The following is a 17,751-nucleotide window of genomic DNA, read 5'->3' as shown; positions in this document are numbered from 1 at the left end:
TAGCCTTAATCCACGTTAAAAGTAGAAATTTAATTCGTATTACATAAGCCCTATTTCGTAAATTTGTTTCATGCAAACGCCTTTAGAACTTCAAATTCAAACTTTACCAGATAATCCTGGAGTATATCAATATTTTGATAAAGACGGGAAGATATTATACGTTGGAAAAGCTAAAAACTTAAAAAAACGCGTACAGTCGTATTTTACTAAAAATCATGATAGTTACAAAACTGCTGTGCTGGTTAAAAAGATAGTTTCTATTAAACATATTGTGGTGCCAACTGAAACGGATGCGTTGTTGTTGGAAAACAATTTAATCAAGAAACTTCAGCCACGTTATAATGTTTTGTTGAAGGATGATAAAAGTTATCCGTGGATTTGTATAAAGAATGAACGTTTTGCCCGAATATTTCCTACGCGTAAAATGGTAAAAGATGGTTCAGAGTATTTTGGACCTTATACGAGTTTTAAGACGGTAAATACTTTATTGGAGCTTATTAAAGAGTTGTATCCTTTGCGTACTTGTAATTTTGATTTATCAAAGGCAAATATTGATTCGGGTAAATATAAAGTTTGTTTGGAGTATCATATCGGTAATTGTAAAGGGCCGTGTGAAGGCTATCAAAGTCTACAACAATACCAAAATCAAGTAGATGCTATACGTGAAATTTTAAAAGGGAATTTTAAAGATAGTTTAAAAGATTTTAAAAAATTAATGTTGGAATTGGCTTCAGAAATGAAATTTGAAGAAGCGCAAAAAATAAAAGACAAAATAGATGTGCTTGAAAATTACCAAGCAAAATCTACCATTTTAAATCCAAGAATTACCAATATTGATGTCTTTTCGATTGTTTCCGATGAAACAATGGCTTATGTAAATTTTTTACAAATTTCGCATGGAGCTATTGTGCGTTCGCATACACTAGAACTTAAGAAAAAATTGGAAGAGACAGATGAGGAGTTACTAACTTTAGCAATCATAGAACTTAGCGAACGCTTTAAGTTGTTGTCACGTGAAATTGTGGTGCCATTTGAAGTTGAAATAGGGGATAATGTCAAGGTAACGGTTCCAAAATTAGGGGATAAAAAACAAATCCTTGACTTGTCACTTCGCAATGCTAAGTTTTACCGTATGGATCAACTGAAGCAAATAAAAATTGTAGATCCAGACCGACATGTAAAACGTATCATGGCACAAATGCAGAAAGATTTAAGACTCTCGGTTGAACCAAGACACATTGAATGTTTTGATAATTCCAATATTCAAGGAACAAATCCAGTTGCGGCATGTGTGGTATTTAAAGATGGTAAGCCGAGTAAAAAAGATTATCGTCATTTCAATATTAAAACAGTTGAGGGTCCAAATGATTTTGCTTCTATGGAAGAAGTGGTGTACAGAAGGTATAAGCGTTTGCTTGAAGAAAATGAACCACTTCCTCAATTGATTATCATTGATGGGGGTAAAGGACAACTGTCTTCTGCTTTAAAGAGTTTAGATGATTTAGGCTTGCGCGGCAAAATAGCCATAATTGGTATTGCAAAGCGTTTGGAAGAATTGTTTTATCCTGAAGATCCAGTTCCACTATATTTAGATAAGAAGTCAGAAACTTTAAAAATTATTCAACAACTTCGAAATGAAGCACATCGATTTGGTATAACGCATCATAGAGATAAACGAAGTAAATCGGCTTTGCAAAATTCTTTGGAAACCATACCAGGAATTGGTGAAAAAACGATGATTGCATTGCTGAAACATTTTAAAAGTGTTAAAAGATTGCAAAAAGCAACAGAAGTTGAAATTTCGGAGGTTGTTGGTGCCTCAAAAGCCAAAAAAATTTCCGATTTTTACAATACAATTCAACCCAAATAGTCTGATGAAAAAAATCTTCTTGTTTTTAAGCCTCTTGTTTTGTTTTCAACTTAGCTTATCACAAGAAAGGAGTAATGATGTGTTGCGTCCCAAGATAGGTTTGGTGCTTAGTGGAGGTGGTGCAAAAGGATTAGCACATATTGGTGTTTTGAAGGTAATCGATTCACTAGGAATAAAAATCGATTATATTGGCGGAACCAGTATGGGAGCAATTGTTGGTGGATTGTATGCTTCAGGCTATACGGGTAAACAGTTAGATTCTATTTTTTCAACTGTTGATGCCGATGCTTTAATTCAAGATTTTACCCCAAGAGATTCCAAGAACTTTTATCAAAAGCGTAACGATGAAATTTATGCTTTAACATTGCCTTTCGATAACTTTAAAATTGGTTTTCCTTCCGCACTTTCCAAGGGTTTGTATAATTATAATATGCTGTCTCGTTTGACCATGCATGTGTCAGATGTGAAAGATTTTGATGAGTTGCCCATTCCTTTTTTCTGTATAGCTACCAATATAGAGAATGGTGAAGAAGTGGTGTTGGATAAAGGTATTTTGCCACAAGCTATGATAGCAAGTGGTGCAGTGCCTTCCTTGTATAATCCTATGGAGATTGACGGTAAAATTTTAATTGATGGTGGAGTGATAAACAATTACCCTGTAGAGTTAGTGAGGGGTAAAGGTGCGGATATTATTATAGGGGTGGATGTTCAAGATGGATTTAAAAATCGTGAAAATTTAAAAGGGGCAACAGAGTTGTTGTCACAGGTGGCTAATTTTGCGATGATTGAGAAAATGAAAGAGAAACGAAAACTGACTGATATTTATATTAAGCCAAACATTAAGGGGTATAATATGGTTTCATTTGAAAAAGGAGAAGAAATTATACCCAAAGGAGTTGAGGCTGCAGATAAGCATCTATTAGAGCTGAGTGCTTTATCTGTTCCGGATTATTCGCGTGAACCAGTGAACAAATTTCCAGATTCTTTATATGTAAAAGAGATTAAGGTTAACCCTTTGAAAAATTACACACGGTCTTATGTGATTGGTAAATTAAGAATAAAACCAGGTAATGTAATAAGTTTAAAAAAGTTTGAGAAAGGGATAAATAATTTAAATGCCACTCAAAACTTCAGTTCTATTGCATATTCTTTTCAAAAAGACGAAGCAGGAAGTAATACTGTCTTTTTGGATATGAAAGAAAAGGAATCCAATATGTTTTTTAAATTGGGGTTGCATTACGACGATTTATTTAAAAGTGGGTTATTGTTAAACTTAACCAAGAAGAAACTTTTCAGACAAAATGATGTTTTTTCTTTCGATGTGGTATTGGGGGATAACTTTCGCTATAATTTAAATTATTATATTGATAATGGATTTTATTGGAGTTTTGGTTTTAACTCTCGACTCGTTAGTTTCAATAAAAATATTAGAAATGATTTTAAAAAAGGACTTTCATTAACTAATTTAGGTGTTAGTTCTATAAATGTTGATTTTCTGGATTTGAGTAATCAAATTTATTTGCAAACTATTTTTGCGCAAAAGTTCTCCATTGGTGCTGGTTTTGAACACAAGTATCTAAAGTTAAATTCCGGAACCATTCAGAATACAACTCCCGTTTTTGAAAGGAGTAATTATTTGTCAACATACGGTTATATGAAGTTTGATTCTTTTGATAAAAAGTACTTTCCTTCCAAAGGGGTTTATTTTAGTGGAGAAATCAAATCGTTTTTGTATTCTACAGATTATACAAATGAGTTTAATAAATTTTCAATTGCCAAGGCAGATATGGGAATTGTTCATACTTTCTTCAAGCGATTGGCTTTAAAACTTCAAACGGAAGGAGGTTTTGCGGTGGGAGAGAATAGTGTTAACTTTTTTGATTTTGCATTAGGAGGTTACGGTTATACTCAGGTTAATAATTTTAGACCTTTTTATGGCTATGATTTTGTAAGTATTGCAGGGAATAGTTATGTAAAAGGGTTAATTGAATTGGATTGGGAGTTTTATAAAAAGAACCATTTTAATATATCGGGAAATTTTTCCAATATCGATGATGATATTTTTGATACTGCTGAAGGCTGGTTGTCAAAACCAACGTACACCGGATACGCTTTAGGGTACGGTTTGGAAACAATTATTGGGCCTATTGAAGTTAAATATTCTTGGTCGCCAGAGACCCACAATCAATACACTTGGGTGGCACTTGGATTTTGGTTTTAGGAATTCAATTTTTTTTACGATATTTGTGGGGTATGAAACCGTATTGGAAAGGTCTTTTGTCACATTTAAAATTCCTCATCAAGAGAAATCCTGAATGAGCTAGTTTAGTATGCTGATTATACAGTGTAACAGGGAGTTGTTGCATTCACATTGTTTAATTAAATCATATAAATTATGCCATTTTATCATAAATTAGGAACTATTCCTCATAAAAGACATATAATATTTCGTAAGCCAAATGGTGATTTGTATTACGAACAACTTTTTGGGACGATTGGTTTTGATGGTATGTCAACCAATTCGTATCACGAACACCGTCCTACTCAAGTAAAGGAAATTAGAGCACAATATAGTGTTAAGCCAAAAATTGCTAAAGAAAATAACATCCAATCGTATCGATTGAGAGGTTTTCAAGTAGCGCCTCAAGATGATTTTTTAGAAAGTAGAAAAATTGTTTTAACAAACAGTGACTGTCATATCGCTTTGGCGGCACCAAGAAAATCAACAACAGAATATTTTTATAAGAATACTGATTCTGATGAAATGATTTTTATTCACAAGGGCACAGGTAAATTAAGAACCATGCTTGGTAATCTTGATTTCAAATATGGTGATTATTTAATTATTCCACGTGGAATAATCTATAAAATCGATTTCGATACAGAGGACAATCGTTTGTTTATTGTAGAGTCTCACCGTCCAATTTATACACCAAAACGTTACCGTAACTGGTTTGGTCAGTTATTAGAGCATTCTCCATTTTGTGAGCGTGACATCCGTCAGCCTCATGAATTAGAAACTTATGATGAAAAAGGAGAATTTGTTATTAAAGTAAAAAAGAAAGACGAAATTTTTGATATGGTGTATGCTACGCATCCATTTGATGTGGTAGGATACGATGGTTTTAATTATCCGTATGCATTGTCTATTCATGATTTTGAACCGATAACAGGGAGAATTCACCAACCGCCTCCAGTGCACCAAACTTTTGAAACAGATGCTTTTGTAGTTTGTTCGTTTGTGCCAAGGTTATACGATTATCACCCTGAATCAATTCCTGCACCTTATAATCATAGTAATATTGATTCTGATGAGGTGTTGTACTATGTTGATGGCGACTTTATGAGTAGAAATGATATTGAAGCAGGTCATATTTCATTGCATCCTGCAGGTATTCCGCATGGGCCGCACCCTGGAGCTGCAGAGCGTAGTATTGGTAAGAAGGATACACAAGAATTAGCGGTAATGGTGGATACTTTTAAACCTTTAATGGTTACAGAAGAAGCTATGAAAATTGCTGATGAAAAATATTATCAATCTTGGTTGGATTAATACTATAGATGAATTATAAATCAAAACTTTCTGCTGACCCACTAGCGTTGATTCTTGGTGTAATTGCTTTGACAATGCTTTTGATGATGTTTTGTTGCGGTTTTTTTTATTTGGTTTCTTTGATATTGTCGATTGTAGGTTTAGTTGCTGCAATTAAAAGTTTAAAAGAGTATGATAGTAATAGAGAAGCATATGAAGCAAAATCAAGAGAAAACGTTTATATCGGGAAGATTCTTTGTTTAGTGAGCTTGGTTTTAAATGCAATTATAGGACTTGTGTTTTTGGTAGTTGCATTTTTTGTAACCAAGGAGGTGTGGAGTAATGATTTTAAACAAATTTTTAAAGAATTAGAAAAAAATAATAAAATAAATACTATCGACACGATTAGTTTTGATGATTATGATGATGTTTATTATGAAGAGTTTGATACATCAGAGAATGATTCAATAGAAATGTCGAATTAAAAACTGAATAAGATGAGTCAAGAAATTAAATCAGTAAACTACGGTTTAGAGAAAATATTCGAAGGAGCACAAGATTTCCTTCCGTTATTAGGAACAGATTATGTAGAGTTTTATGTTGGTAACGCTAAACAAGCGGCACACTTTTATAAAACAGCATTTGGTTTTCAATCGCTAGCATATGCAGGATTAGAAACTGGGGTTAAAGACAGAGCTTCTTATGTATTAAAGCAAGATAAAATCCGTATTGTATTAACAACTGCATTAAACAGTAATTCACCTATTGGAGAACATGTGAAGAAGCATGGTGATGGTGTTAAAGTTATTGCGCTTTGGGTAGAGGATGCTCGTAAATCATATGAAGAAACTACTAGTCGTGGTGCAAAGTCTTATTTTGAGCCTGTTGTTGAAAAAGATGAAAATGGAGAAGTAGTTCGTGCAGGAATTTATGGAGCTTACGGTGAAACGGTATTTATATTTGTTGAGCGTAAAAATTACAACGGAATCTTTTTACCTGGATATAGTGAGTGGAAGTCTGATTACAACCCAGAGCCAGTTGGTTTAAAATTCATTGACCATATGGTTGGGAATACGGGATGGAACAGAATGAATGAGGCTGTAAAATGGTTTGAGGATGTGATGGGATTTGTGAATTTCCTTTCTTTTGATGATAAACAGATTACTACGGAGTATTCTGCTTTAATGTCAAAAGTTATGTCTAATGGTAATGGTAGAATTAAATTCCCTATCAATGAACCTGCAAATGGTAAGAAACGTTCTCAAATTGAAGAATATTTGGATTTCTACGAAGGCGAAGGAGTGCAGCACATTGCTGTAGCAACTGATGATATTATAACAACAGTTGCAAAAATGAGAGCAAAAGGAATTGAGTTTTTAAGTACACCTCCACAAGCTTATTATGATGCTATTCCTGAACGATTAAAAGATCATATGTCAAAATTCAAAGAGGATATCAATGAATTACAAAAATTAGGTATTATGATTGATGCGGATGAAGAAGGGTATTTATTACAAATTTTTACGAAGCCAGTAGAGGATCGTCCGACACTTTTCTTTGAGATTATACAAAGAATGGGGGCAAAAGGGTTTGGAGCAGGTAACTTTAAAGCCTTGTTTGAGTCAATCGAACGTGAGCAAGAGTTAAGAGGTACATTGTAAAAAACGTGTTTTTTTAATGAATCTTTAAAAAATAACCGATAAAAAAAGCTTTCATTGTGTTAAAAATGTTAAAGTTGATTTTTTGATAAGAAATATTCAAAAACAGTAATACATTTGCACTCGCAAAAAAGGAGCTAGTTGTAGCAATAGTTTTGTAAAGTAAATTTTTCATAATTTATAGTTTTGGTTGGTTAATAGCATAAAAACTCAGTCATTATTTTGACTGGGTTTTTTTGTTTTAGTATTTTTGGAACAGAAATTGCATTTTCCTCCCAAAAGAGCTATTTATGAGAAAAATTATATTGCTATTATTAGTATTTGTTTCTACAAATTCTTTTGTAAAACAGGAAGATGCTTTTCAAACTGGGGAATGGTTCCGTCTCAAAATTCATTACGGAATGGTTAATGCAGGTTATGCAACTTTAGAAGTTAATGAAGCCGTTCGCGATAATAAAAAAGTACACCATGTGGTAGGGAAAGGTTGGACTACTGGTGTTGCTAAATTCTTTTTCAAAGTAGAAGACAACTACCAAAGTTTTTTTGATAAAACAACTGGGAAACCCTATCAGTTCCTTCGAAAAATTGATGAAGGTGGCTATACCAAATATCAAGAGGGATTTTTTAATCAAGCTAATAATACAGTACTGGTAAAAGATTACAAACACAGTACTGAAAAAACGTTTTCCGTACCAGAAAATGTACAGGATATTGTTTCCTCTTTTTATTATTTGCGTAATCATCCTGATGTTGATAAGCTCCAAATAGGAGAAACTATTGCTATTGATATGTTTTTTGATGATGAGACGACAAAATTTAAGTTAAAATATATTGGCAAAGAAGATATTAAAACTAAATTTGGGAAAATTTCGTGTAAGGTGTTTCGTCCTTATGTTCAAGCAGGTCGTGTTTTTAAAGAAGAAGAGAGTTTAACTGTTTGGATATCAGATGATGAGAATAGGATTCCAGTTAGCGTAAAAGCTAGTTTGGCGGTAGGTTCTTTAAAGGCCGATTTGGATGGGTTTAAAGGCTTGAAACATCCTTTTAAAATTAAAGTTAAATAATGGAAATTACAGCGCAATTACAAGCACAATTAAATGAACTTGACAACAAGTATAAAAGTTTAAATCAAAATACTGAAACGCATTTGGAAGGTCTTTTGTGGTCAAAACCAATTACGTATTGGGACTACATTCAAACAGATGCTCTTTTAAATTTACAAATTCAGCGTACTACGTTGCCAGATGAGATGGTTTTTATCATGTACCATCAGGTTAATGAGTTGCTTTTTAAAATGATACTTTGGGAAATTGATCAATTGTCGCATACTGAAAAACCTTCTACAGCCTATTTTACAGAAAAGTTAGGGCGTATTAGTCGTTATTTTGATATGCTTACTACATCTTTCACGATAATGATGGATGGTATGGAGCCAGAACAATATCTAAAGTTTAGAAACACATTAACACCTGCTAGTGGTTTTCAAAGTGCACAATACCGTTTGATTGAATTTGCTTCTACTGATTTAATCAATCTGATTGATTTTAGATACAGAGCAACTATTGATCGTAATACACCATACGAGCATGCTTTGGATCATTTGTATTGGCAAGCTGCAGGAAAAGATTATAAAACGGGTGAGAAGTCGTATTTACTGTTACAATTTGAAAAAAAATACAAGAGCCTATTCTTAGGCTTTATGGAAGAGTACAATACAATTAATCTTTGGCGTAAATTTAAAGAGTTGCCAGAAGCAGATCAAAAAAATGCTGAATTAGTAAAAGCGATGCGTCATTATGACAAAACTGTAAATATTACATGGGTAATGGGACACTTTAATGCAGCCAAAAAATACATTGAAAGCGTGCCAGGTAATCATGAAGCTACAGGTGGTAGTGATTGGAAAAAGTACATGTTGCCAAAATATCAAAAACGTATATTTTTCCCTGAATTATGGAGCCAAGAGGAACTTGACACTTGGGGAGAAGACGTATAAAAAAATGAAAGGGAAATTGAAGTATTTAGCATTAGCCTTTTTGTCTTTAGTATTACTTGTTTCGTGTAATTCAAATGACAAAAAACAAACGAAGAAAGCGGCAGTTCAAGTTGAAAAGAAAGAACCAATTGTTAAAGAATTCGGTTTGATATTTAACGATTTCATAGTACATAAAGATACTATAAAATCGGGAGATACCTTTGGTACTATGATGCAAAATTATATTCTGCCTGATAGTATTAATGTACATCAGCTTACAGAAAAAGTAAGGGATTCTTTTAATTTGAGAGGAATTAAAATAGGGAAACCTTATTTGCTTTTCTTTGATAAAAAGCAAAAAGATCATTTAAAAGCTTTTGTTTATGTTAAAGACCAGATCAATTATACCTTAATCGATTTACGCGATACGATTGCAGTTTACAATAAACAAAAGCCTACATCAATTCGTAAAAGAACTATTGCGGCTGAAATTGAAGGTTCGTTATCAGCTACTTTAGACAGAGAAGGTGTGAGTGCTTCATTGGCACCAAGATTAGCAGGTGTATATGCTTATTCAATTGATTTTTTTAAAATTCAAAAGGGAGATCGTTTTGCAGTAACCTTGTATGAGAAATTCATTGAGGACACTATTTATGCAGGAATTGAAAGAGTAGAATCGACTTATTTTCGTCATAGAGGAAATGATTATTTTGCTTTTCCTTATAAACTAAAATCAGAACAAAAGGAATATAGTTATTACGATGAATTAGGAAAGGGTTTGAAGAGTATGTTTTTAAAAGCACCTTTAGATTATTATCGTATTTCTTCTGCTTTTTCAGGTAAACGTTTTCATCCGGTTCAAAAAAGATGGAAAGCTCATAATGGAACCGACTATGCTGCGCCACATGGTACACCAATCAAAGCAACAGCTACGGGAGTAGTTGAAAAAGCTGGATATACTTCAGGAAATGGTAATTATGTAAAAATTAGACATAATGGGACTTATTCAACGCAATACCTGCACATGTCTAAAATTTTGGTAAAAAGAGGACAACACGTTGCGCAAGGTCAAATAATTGGGAAAGTAGGTAGTACAGGTTTGGCTACTGGTCCGCATGTTTGTTACCGTTTTTGGAAAAATGGAATACAAGTTGATCCAAGAAGACAAAAGCTACCGAATACTGAACCTATGGGTAATGCAGATAAAGAGAAATATTTAGAATATATCAAGCCGTATAAAAGAGAATTAGATAGTATATTAGCGGTCAAGTTTAAAAATAATGACAGTAACATCAATTAATCCTACTTTAACGAAAACTTGGGAGAAACTTTCAAATCATTTTGCGTCAATTAAAGATGTTAAAATGCAAGATTTGTTTACAGAAGACCCTAAAAGAGTTCAAGATTTCCATATTAAATGGAATGAATTTCTGTTGGATTTTTCTAAAAACAGAATCACAAAAGAGACCATGTCTTTGTTAGTTGAATTAGCCGATGAATTAAAGTTAAAGGATGCTATATCGGATTATTTTTCCGGTACAAATATAAATCGAACGGAAGATAGGGCTGTTTTGCATACCGCTTTACGTTCAAAAGACAGTGTCATATTAGTTGATAATATTAACATAATTCCTGAAGTTGAAGCGGCAAAGGAAAAGCTTAAGGTTTTTTCAGAAAGTGTTATTTCGGGATCAAGAAAAGGTGTTACTGGTAAAGCTTTTACCGATATTGTAAATATCGGTATTGGTGGTTCTGATTTAGGACCCGATATGGTTACAGAGGCCTTAAAATTTTATAAAAATCATCTAGATGTTCATTTTATTTCGAATATTGATGGTGACGATGTTGCAGCTAAACTTTCAAAATTAAACCCAGAAACTACTTTGTTTGTAGTTGTTTCTAAAACTTTTACAACTCAAGAAACGATTGTAAATGCTACAACTGTTAAAAAATGGTTGGAAAGTTATTTAGGCGAATCAGCAGTTGCAAGTCATTTTGTAGCGGTTTCGACTAACCCTGAAAAAGTTGTAGAGTTTGGAATTGCAACTGATGATATGTTTCCAATGTGGGATTGGGTAGGAGGCCGTTTCTCTTTGTGGAGCCCTGTGGGATTGTCAATAGTTTTAGCAATTGGGTATTCTAATTTTGAGCAATTATTAGACGGAGCAAATGACATGGATCAGCATTTCAGAACGGCTGATTTTAATGTTAATATTCCTGTAATTTTAGCTTTATTGAGTGTTTGGTACAATAATTTCTTTGGTGCAGAAACTGAAGCAGTAATACCTTATTCGCAATACCTTCAAAAGTTAGTGCCTTATTTACAACAAGGGGTAATGGAAAGTAATGGTAAGGGAACTTCTCGTACGGGTGAAAAAGTAACTTATCAAACAGGGACTATTGTTTGGGGACAAACAGGTTCAAATTGCCAACACGCTTTTTTTCAATTGTTTCATCAAGGTACTAAATTGATACCAACTGATTTTATTGGATTTAAGAATTCGTTGTCAGGAAATAAACAACATCATGATATTTTGATGGCAAATTTCTTTGCGCAAACTGAAGCTTTGTTATGGGGAAAATCAATTGAAGTATTAAATGATGAGAATGAATTTTTGAAAGCCTTTAAGGTTTTTGAAGGCAATAAACCTACAAATACATTGCTTATAGATAAGTTAAAGCCAAAAAGTATTGGTAGTTTAATTGCAATGTATGAACATAAAATTTTTGTGCAAGGTATTATTTGGAATATATTTTCATACGATCAATGGGGTGTAGAATTAGGAAAACAATTAGCCAAGAATATTTTAAGTGAAATAGAGGGTGATTCTAATCATAAGCATGATAGTTCGACAAGTTTTTTGTTGAAGGAATATCTAAAATGATTTCTCTAAATAACCCATTCAATTTTTCATTCCCTTTTTATTACCTTTGTTTAAAACCAATAAACTAATTATATATGTACACAGCTCTCCAATCAGCACATTCAATTTTTGCCTATGTCGTTTTGGCTATTTTATTCATGGCTTCGTTAAATGCTATTACAGGTTTAACAGGGAAACGATTATTTAAAGATAAAGATTTGCGCCTGTCTTTGTTTGCTCTAATAGTTTCACACTTACAATTATTAGTAGGTTTCATCATTTACTTTGTGTCACCTCTAGGGCTTAAGTCTTTCGGACAAATGGGAGATTCGGCATTAAGATTAACTTCATTAGAACACCCGCTAATTAATATTATAGCTATTGTTTTAATTACAATAGGATGGTCAAAACACAAGAAAGAAGAAAGTAATAATGGTAAGTTTAAGAAAATTGCAATTTTCTATACTTTAGGTCTTGTTTTGATTTTATCAAGAATTCCTTGGACAAATTGGATGAGTTAAGAAATTAAAATTATATCCATGAAACAACTAATAAGCATATTTAATCTATCTGTACTGTTTTGTGGTATAAGTTGTTTTGTGGTTATGTCTCCTCGCCAAAATATTTATGTAAAAGATGCTTTTTTTTCAAGTATCCAGGAAGCGGAATGGAAAACTTTTAAGGAAGATGTTCATGTTTCCTACTACAGTGATAAATTAAATGGTAGAAAAACTGCAAGTGGTGAAATTTTTGACAATACTCTATATACTGCTGCTCATAAAACTTTAAAATTTGGAACTCAACTTAAAGTTACGAATAAATCGAATGGCAAAAGTGTCATTGTTGTGGTCAATGATAGAGGACCATTTGTAAAAGGAAGGGAACTAGATTTGACAAAAAAAGCTTTTCTCGAACTCACAAATTCAACTAGTAGAGGTTCGTTAAAAGTAACAATTGAAATAGAACAAAATTAAATCGGCTTTATGCCGATTTTTTTTATGCCAAAAAATTAACAAAATATTAAGTTCGCTTAGTTCGGTAAAAAACGAACTAAGTTGTAATTTTGCTCAAAATTTATTTTAAATGATAAATCAAGAAGAGAAAAAGGAGTTGATTGAGATGTTTGGGGTACACTTTGAAAAGCATTATAACATGTCGCCTTTAAGTTCCAGGATTTTAGGATTGTTAATTGTTGATGGGTGTAAAGCAGGAATGACTTTTGAAGAGTTGGTTACAAAGTTAGAAGCTAGTAAAAGTTCAGTATCTACAAATTTAAATTTATTGTTGAAGATTGGTAGGATTGAATATTATACTCTGCCCGGAGATCGGAAAAAATATTTTAAAGCAGCCCCTTTAAGTCAGCGATTTAACAATTACCTGAGTTTATTAGAAGACGAAAAGTTAATTACCGACCGCTTAATGGCGTATAGAAAAAATCATATTTCTTGTACAGCTGAAGCTAGAAATTTAAAACATAGCATTGCGTATAAAGAACATATTTTAAAAGTAGAAGCCTTGCTGATGGATACCATTGAAAAATTTAAAGAAATAGAAAATAATAATTAGCCAAATGAATAGAATGAAGATTAAATATTTTGCAGTTATTTTGATTGCGTCTATGAGTCTGCTTTCATGTAATAACAAGGAAGCAGCTAAACAAGCTCCAACAGCTATGCCATATAAAGTAATGGAACTGAATAAGTCCAATACAACTTTGTTAGCAGAATATCCTACTTCACTAGAAGGTGTTGTTGATGTTGACATTCGAGCAAAAGTAGATGGTTATATAGAGAAAATTTTTGTAGATGAAGGACAACACGTTAAAAAAGGACAAATACTGTTCAAGCTAGAAACGCAAACTGCCACTCAAGATGCAGCTGCTGCAAAAGCTAGAGTAGATGTTGCGCAAGTTGAAGTTAATCGTTTAGCGCCATTGGTAGAACGTAACATTATCAGTAAAGTGCAATTGGAAACAGCTAAAGCTAATTTAGCAACTGCAAAAAGTAATTACCAAAGTGTTTTAGCCGAAATTAGCTATGCTGCTATTAAAAGTCCAGTTGACGGTGTTATAGGGACAATTCCATTCCGTTTAGGAAGTTATGTGAGCAATTCTACATCAGAGCCTTTAACTAGAGTTTCTGATATCAGTAAAATGTATGCTTATTTTTCTGTAAATGAAAAACAACAATTGGATATCATGATGCATGCTGAAGGTAAAACATTTCAAGATAAAATTGAGAAAATGCCTGAAGTAAATCTTATCCTAAGTAATGGTATGGAGTACGAGCATAAAGGTAAAATAGAGACATTTAGTGGGCAAGCAAACAGCTTAACAGGTTCATTTAATGTGCGTGCAAGTTTTTCAAACGCAGAAGGAATTTTACGTTCAGGAAATAGTGGAACAATTCAAATACCAACTTTTTTGGAAAATGTTATTTTAATTCCACAAAAGTCAACTATTGAGTTACAAGATAAATTATTAGCCTTAATTGTAGATAAAGAAAGTAAGGTCAAAATGGTACCTATTGAAGTTCGTGCAGTACCTGGTGGAAAATACTTTGTAGTGGATAGCGGTTTAAATGTTAATGACAAAGTATTACTCGAAGGTGTTGGGTTATTACCAGAAGGAACTCCTATTAAACCAGTTGTAGTAAAGTACGATGAAGTAATTCAACCCGTAATTAAAGAATAGTCTTAAAATAACAAATTATGTTTAGTAAATTCATTGACAGGCCCGTATTGTCAACGGTGATTTCTATTATCATCGTTATTTTGGGAGTATTAGGATTGATAGCGCTTCCGGTGTCGCAATACCCAGAAATCGCGCCTCCTACAGTTACTGTTTCAGCTAATTATCAAGGCGCAAGTGCTGAAGTTGTAATGAACTCAGTAGTTATTCCATTGGAAGAGCAAATTAATGGGGTAGAAGATATGATGTACATGACTTCCACAGCCAATAATGATGGTTCAGCATCTATTAATATCTATTTCAAATTAGGAACTAATCCTGATATGGCCGCAGTAAACGTTCAAAATCGTGTGTCACGTGCCACTTCATTATTACCACAAGAGGTAACGCGCGCTGGGGTGACTACAGCAAAACGCCAAAGTGATAATATTTTAATTTTCTCTTTATACAGTGAAAATGAAAATTATGACAATACGTTCCTTCAGAACTATGCCAATATTAATATTTTACCCAAAATTAAACGTGTTTCGGGAGTAGGTGAAGCGATGATTTTTGGACAACAAGATTATGCGATGCGAATTTGGTTGAAACCCGATGTTATGGCATCATATAAATTGGTCCCATCAGATGTTATGGCATTGTTGTCGGAACAAAATATCGAAGCGGCTCCAGGTCAACTAGGTGAAAGAGGAGATCAATCATTTCAGTATACATTAAAGTACAAAGGACGTTTTCAAAGTGTAAAAGAATTTGAAGAAATTGTAATCCGTTCAACGGAGAATGGAGAAGTATTGCGTTTGGTTGATGTTGCAAGAGTGGAATTAGGGGCAGTAAATTATGCTAGTTCAGCGCGTACAAATGGTAATGCGTCAGTTGCAGTAGCAATTGCACAAACTGCGGGTTCCAATGCTCAGGAAGTAATTGAAGGTTCCTTAAAAGTAATTGATCAAGCTTCGATAAATTTTCCAAAAGGAATTAAGTATACCACTTTAATTAATGCAAATGATTTCCTTGACGAATCGATTTCAAAAGTAATACATACATTAATAGAAGCCTTTATATTGGTATTTATTGTAGTGTTTATCTTTTTGCAAGATTGGCGCTCAACTTTAATTCCAGCTATTTCGGTTCCAGTTGCTATTATCGGAACATTTTTCTTCTTGAATTTATTTGGATTTACCATCAACTTGTTAACACTTTTCGCATTAGTACTCGCCGTGGGTATTGTTGTGGATGATGCCATTGTTGTAGTGGAAGCGGTCCATGCTAAAATGGAACAAGGTGAACACAATCCGCGTAAAGCGGCACACAGTGCTATGAACGAAATTAGTGGGGCAATCATTTCCATTACTTTGGTGATGTCGGCGGTATTTATTCCTGTTTCGTTTATTAGTGGTTCTGCAGGAGTTTTCTACAAACAGTTTGGATTAACATTAGCGGTAGCTATTGCCCTTTCGGCGGTTAATGCCTTAACACTGTCACCTGCTTTATGTGCTATATTTTTGAAGGAACATGATAAATCAGAAGCTAAAAAAGGTTTTCTACAACGTTTTTATTCGGCTTTCAATGTAGCTTTTGATAGTACAACCGCTAAATATAAAAAATCAGTAGAGTTTTTTGTAAAACGCAAATGGTTGGCTTTTATTGGTATTGCCTTATTTGCTATTGGCTTTTATTTCTTGTCGAACACTATGCCAAAAGCTTTTGTGCCTGGTGAAGATACTGGAGCAATACTTTCTGATGTTTCATTGGCACCAGGAACGTCATTGCAACGTACGGAGGAAGTATTGCTTCAAATTGAAAATCAAGTTAAAGATATTCCAGAAATTGCCGAGGTTTTACGTATCTCAGGACGAAGTGTAATTAGTGGTTCGGGTAGTAACTATGGTATGGTTATCGTTAAATTAAAACCATGGGCAGATCGTAAAGATGAAAATCAAGAGATAACAGCAATTGTAAAACAATTATTCATGCGTGCTAGTGTTGTTAAAGATGCTAAAGTATTGTTTTTTGCTCGACCTACCTTAACGGGTTTTGGATTTAGTACTGGTTTTGAGTTTCAATTGCAAGATCAAAAAGGAGGAACTATTCAAGAATTGAATACTGTTAAAGATAAATTCTTAGCAGATTTAAATAGTAGACCCGAAATTCAATATGCGGCGACTTCTTTTTCACCAAACTATCCACAATATCAGATTGACTTGAATGTGCCTTCTATTAAGAAAGCAGGTTTAACAGTTACCGATGTATTGAGTACACTTCAAGGGTATTATGGAGGAGTTTATGCATCGAACTTTAACAAGTTTGGAAAACAATATCGTGTAATGTATCAATCGGAACCGGAGTATCGTAAAGATCCGGAATCGTTGAATAAAGTTATGGTTCGTAACAGTAATGGGGTTATGGCGCCAATTTCACAATTCGTGAATTTTGAAAAAGTTTTAGGACCGCAAACTATTGACCGCTTTAATTTATTTACATCAGTTAAAGTAACTGGAGCTCCGGCTGCAGGTTACAGTACAGGTGATGCTATTAGTGTGATTGAAGAAGTAGCGAAACAAAGTCTACCGCTGGGATATGGGTATGAGTATTCTGGTATGACGCGAGAAGAGATCAGTGCTGGTGGTCAAACAGGGTTTATTTTCTTGTTATGTTTAGTATTCGTTTACTTCTTATTGGCAGCACAATACGAAAGTTACATTCTACCATTCGCAGTATTACTTTCGTTGCCTATTGGTTTAGCAGGCGCGTTCATCTTTGCTTATATTTTTAATGTAACGAATAATATTTACCTGCAAATTACATTAATCATGTTAATTGGTTTATTGGCGAAGAATGCCATTTTGATAGTGGAGTTTGCTGCTGAATCCCGTAGGCAAGGGCGTAGTATTGCTCAGGCCGCTATTCACGGTGCAGTAGCACGTTTGCGCCCAATTTTGATGACTTCATTTGCATTTATTTTAGGATTAATGCCATTAATGCTTGCACAAGGTGCGGGAGCAACAGGTAATAAATCAATTGGAACAGGAGCCATTGGAGGAATGTTAATTGGTACTGTTTTAGGCGTATTTATAATTCCTGTATTGTTTGTGGTTTTCCAAAAATTACAAGAAAAAGTAAGTACAAAACCTGCCATAAAGGAAATTGAAACGGAATAAGTAAG

General features: G+C 33.7%; 14 protein-coding genes. All 14 read left to right on the top strand.

The genetic code is table 11. From position 1 onward, the window contains the following. Nucleotides 1–70: 70 nt before the first annotated feature. Nucleotides 71–1,870: an excinuclease ABC subunit UvrC gene (gene uvrC / locus ACFS5J_RS08855; RefSeq protein ID WP_379811751.1), complete on the top strand. Its 1,800-nt coding sequence runs from the start codon at nt 71–73 to the stop codon at nt 1,868–1,870. Nucleotides 1,871–1,874: 4 nt separating this feature from the next. Continuing rightward, nucleotides 1,875–4,091 carry a patatin-like phospholipase family protein gene (locus tag ACFS5J_RS08850; protein ID WP_379811750.1) on the top strand — a complete coding sequence of 739 codons (2,217 nt, stop codon included), beginning with the start codon at nt 1,875–1,877 and terminating at the stop codon, nt 4,089–4,091. 174 nt (nt 4,092–4,265) lie between these two features. Next, complete coding sequence (locus ACFS5J_RS08845) at nt 4,266–5,423, top strand: homogentisate 1,2-dioxygenase (RefSeq protein WP_379811749.1); 1,158 nt, start codon at nt 4,266–4,268, stop codon at nt 5,421–5,423. Nucleotides 5,424–5,431: 8 nt separating this feature from the next. After that, the gene (locus ACFS5J_RS08840; RefSeq protein ID WP_379811748.1) at nt 5,432–5,887 is read left to right on the top strand and encodes a CCC motif membrane protein; all 456 of its coding nucleotides are present in this window, start codon (nt 5,432–5,434) and stop codon (nt 5,885–5,887) included. 12 nt (nt 5,888–5,899) lie between these two features. After that, nucleotides 5,900–7,063, top strand: a complete 1,164-nt coding sequence (gene hppD, locus ACFS5J_RS08835; protein WP_379811746.1) for a 4-hydroxyphenylpyruvate dioxygenase — start codon at nt 5,900–5,902, stop codon at nt 7,061–7,063. A 287-nt stretch (nt 7,064–7,350) separates the two neighbouring features. After that, complete coding sequence (locus ACFS5J_RS08830) at nt 7,351–8,124, top strand: DUF3108 domain-containing protein (protein WP_379811745.1); 774 nt, start codon at nt 7,351–7,353, stop codon at nt 8,122–8,124. Then, entirely contained in the window at nt 8,124–9,056 is a 933-nt protein-coding gene (locus ACFS5J_RS08825; protein WP_379811743.1) for a tryptophan 2,3-dioxygenase family protein, read from the top strand. Before ACFS5J_RS08830 ends, ACFS5J_RS08825 begins: the two co-directional genes overlap by 1 nt. 4 nt (nt 9,057–9,060) lie before the next feature. Beyond that, complete coding sequence (locus ACFS5J_RS08820) at nt 9,061–10,335, top strand: M23 family metallopeptidase (protein ID WP_379811742.1); 1,275 nt, start codon at nt 9,061–9,063, stop codon at nt 10,333–10,335. After that, the gene (gene pgi, locus ACFS5J_RS08815) at nt 10,316–11,920 is read left to right on the top strand and encodes a glucose-6-phosphate isomerase (RefSeq protein WP_379811741.1); all 1,605 of its coding nucleotides are present in this window, start codon (nt 10,316–10,318) and stop codon (nt 11,918–11,920) included. Before ACFS5J_RS08820 ends, pgi begins: the two co-directional genes overlap by 20 nt. A gap of 74 nt (nt 11,921–11,994) precedes the next feature. After that, nucleotides 11,995–12,420 (top strand): hypothetical protein, encoded by a 426-nt coding sequence (locus ACFS5J_RS08810; protein ID WP_379811740.1) that lies wholly within the window; start codon nt 11,995–11,997, stop codon nt 12,418–12,420. 18 nt (nt 12,421–12,438) lie between these two features. Continuing rightward, entirely contained in the window at nt 12,439–12,873 is a 435-nt protein-coding gene (locus tag ACFS5J_RS08805; protein WP_379811739.1) for a septal ring lytic transglycosylase RlpA family protein, read from the top strand. Between the two features lie 109 nt (nt 12,874–12,982). After that, a complete protein-coding gene (locus ACFS5J_RS08800; RefSeq protein ID WP_379811738.1) occupies nt 12,983–13,465 on the top strand; it encodes a GbsR/MarR family transcriptional regulator in 483 nt (160 codons plus the stop codon). A 13-nt stretch (nt 13,466–13,478) separates the two neighbouring features. After that, nucleotides 13,479–14,591: an efflux RND transporter periplasmic adaptor subunit gene (locus ACFS5J_RS08795; RefSeq protein ID WP_379811737.1), complete on the top strand. Its 1,113-nt coding sequence runs from the start codon at nt 13,479–13,481 to the stop codon at nt 14,589–14,591. Nucleotides 14,592–14,608: 17 nt separating this feature from the next. Further along, entirely contained in the window at nt 14,609–17,746 is a 3,138-nt protein-coding gene (locus tag ACFS5J_RS08790) for an efflux RND transporter permease subunit (protein WP_379811736.1), read from the top strand. Nucleotides 17,747–17,751 lie beyond the last annotated feature (5 nt).

It is taken from the genome of Flavobacterium chuncheonense, assembly GCF_042686145.1.
Taxonomy (GTDB): domain Bacteria; phylum Bacteroidota; class Bacteroidia; order Flavobacteriales; family Flavobacteriaceae; genus Flavobacterium; species Flavobacterium chuncheonense.
The sequence above is the reverse complement of the archived record's forward strand: the minus strand, read 5'-3'. Positions and strand labels throughout refer to the sequence as shown.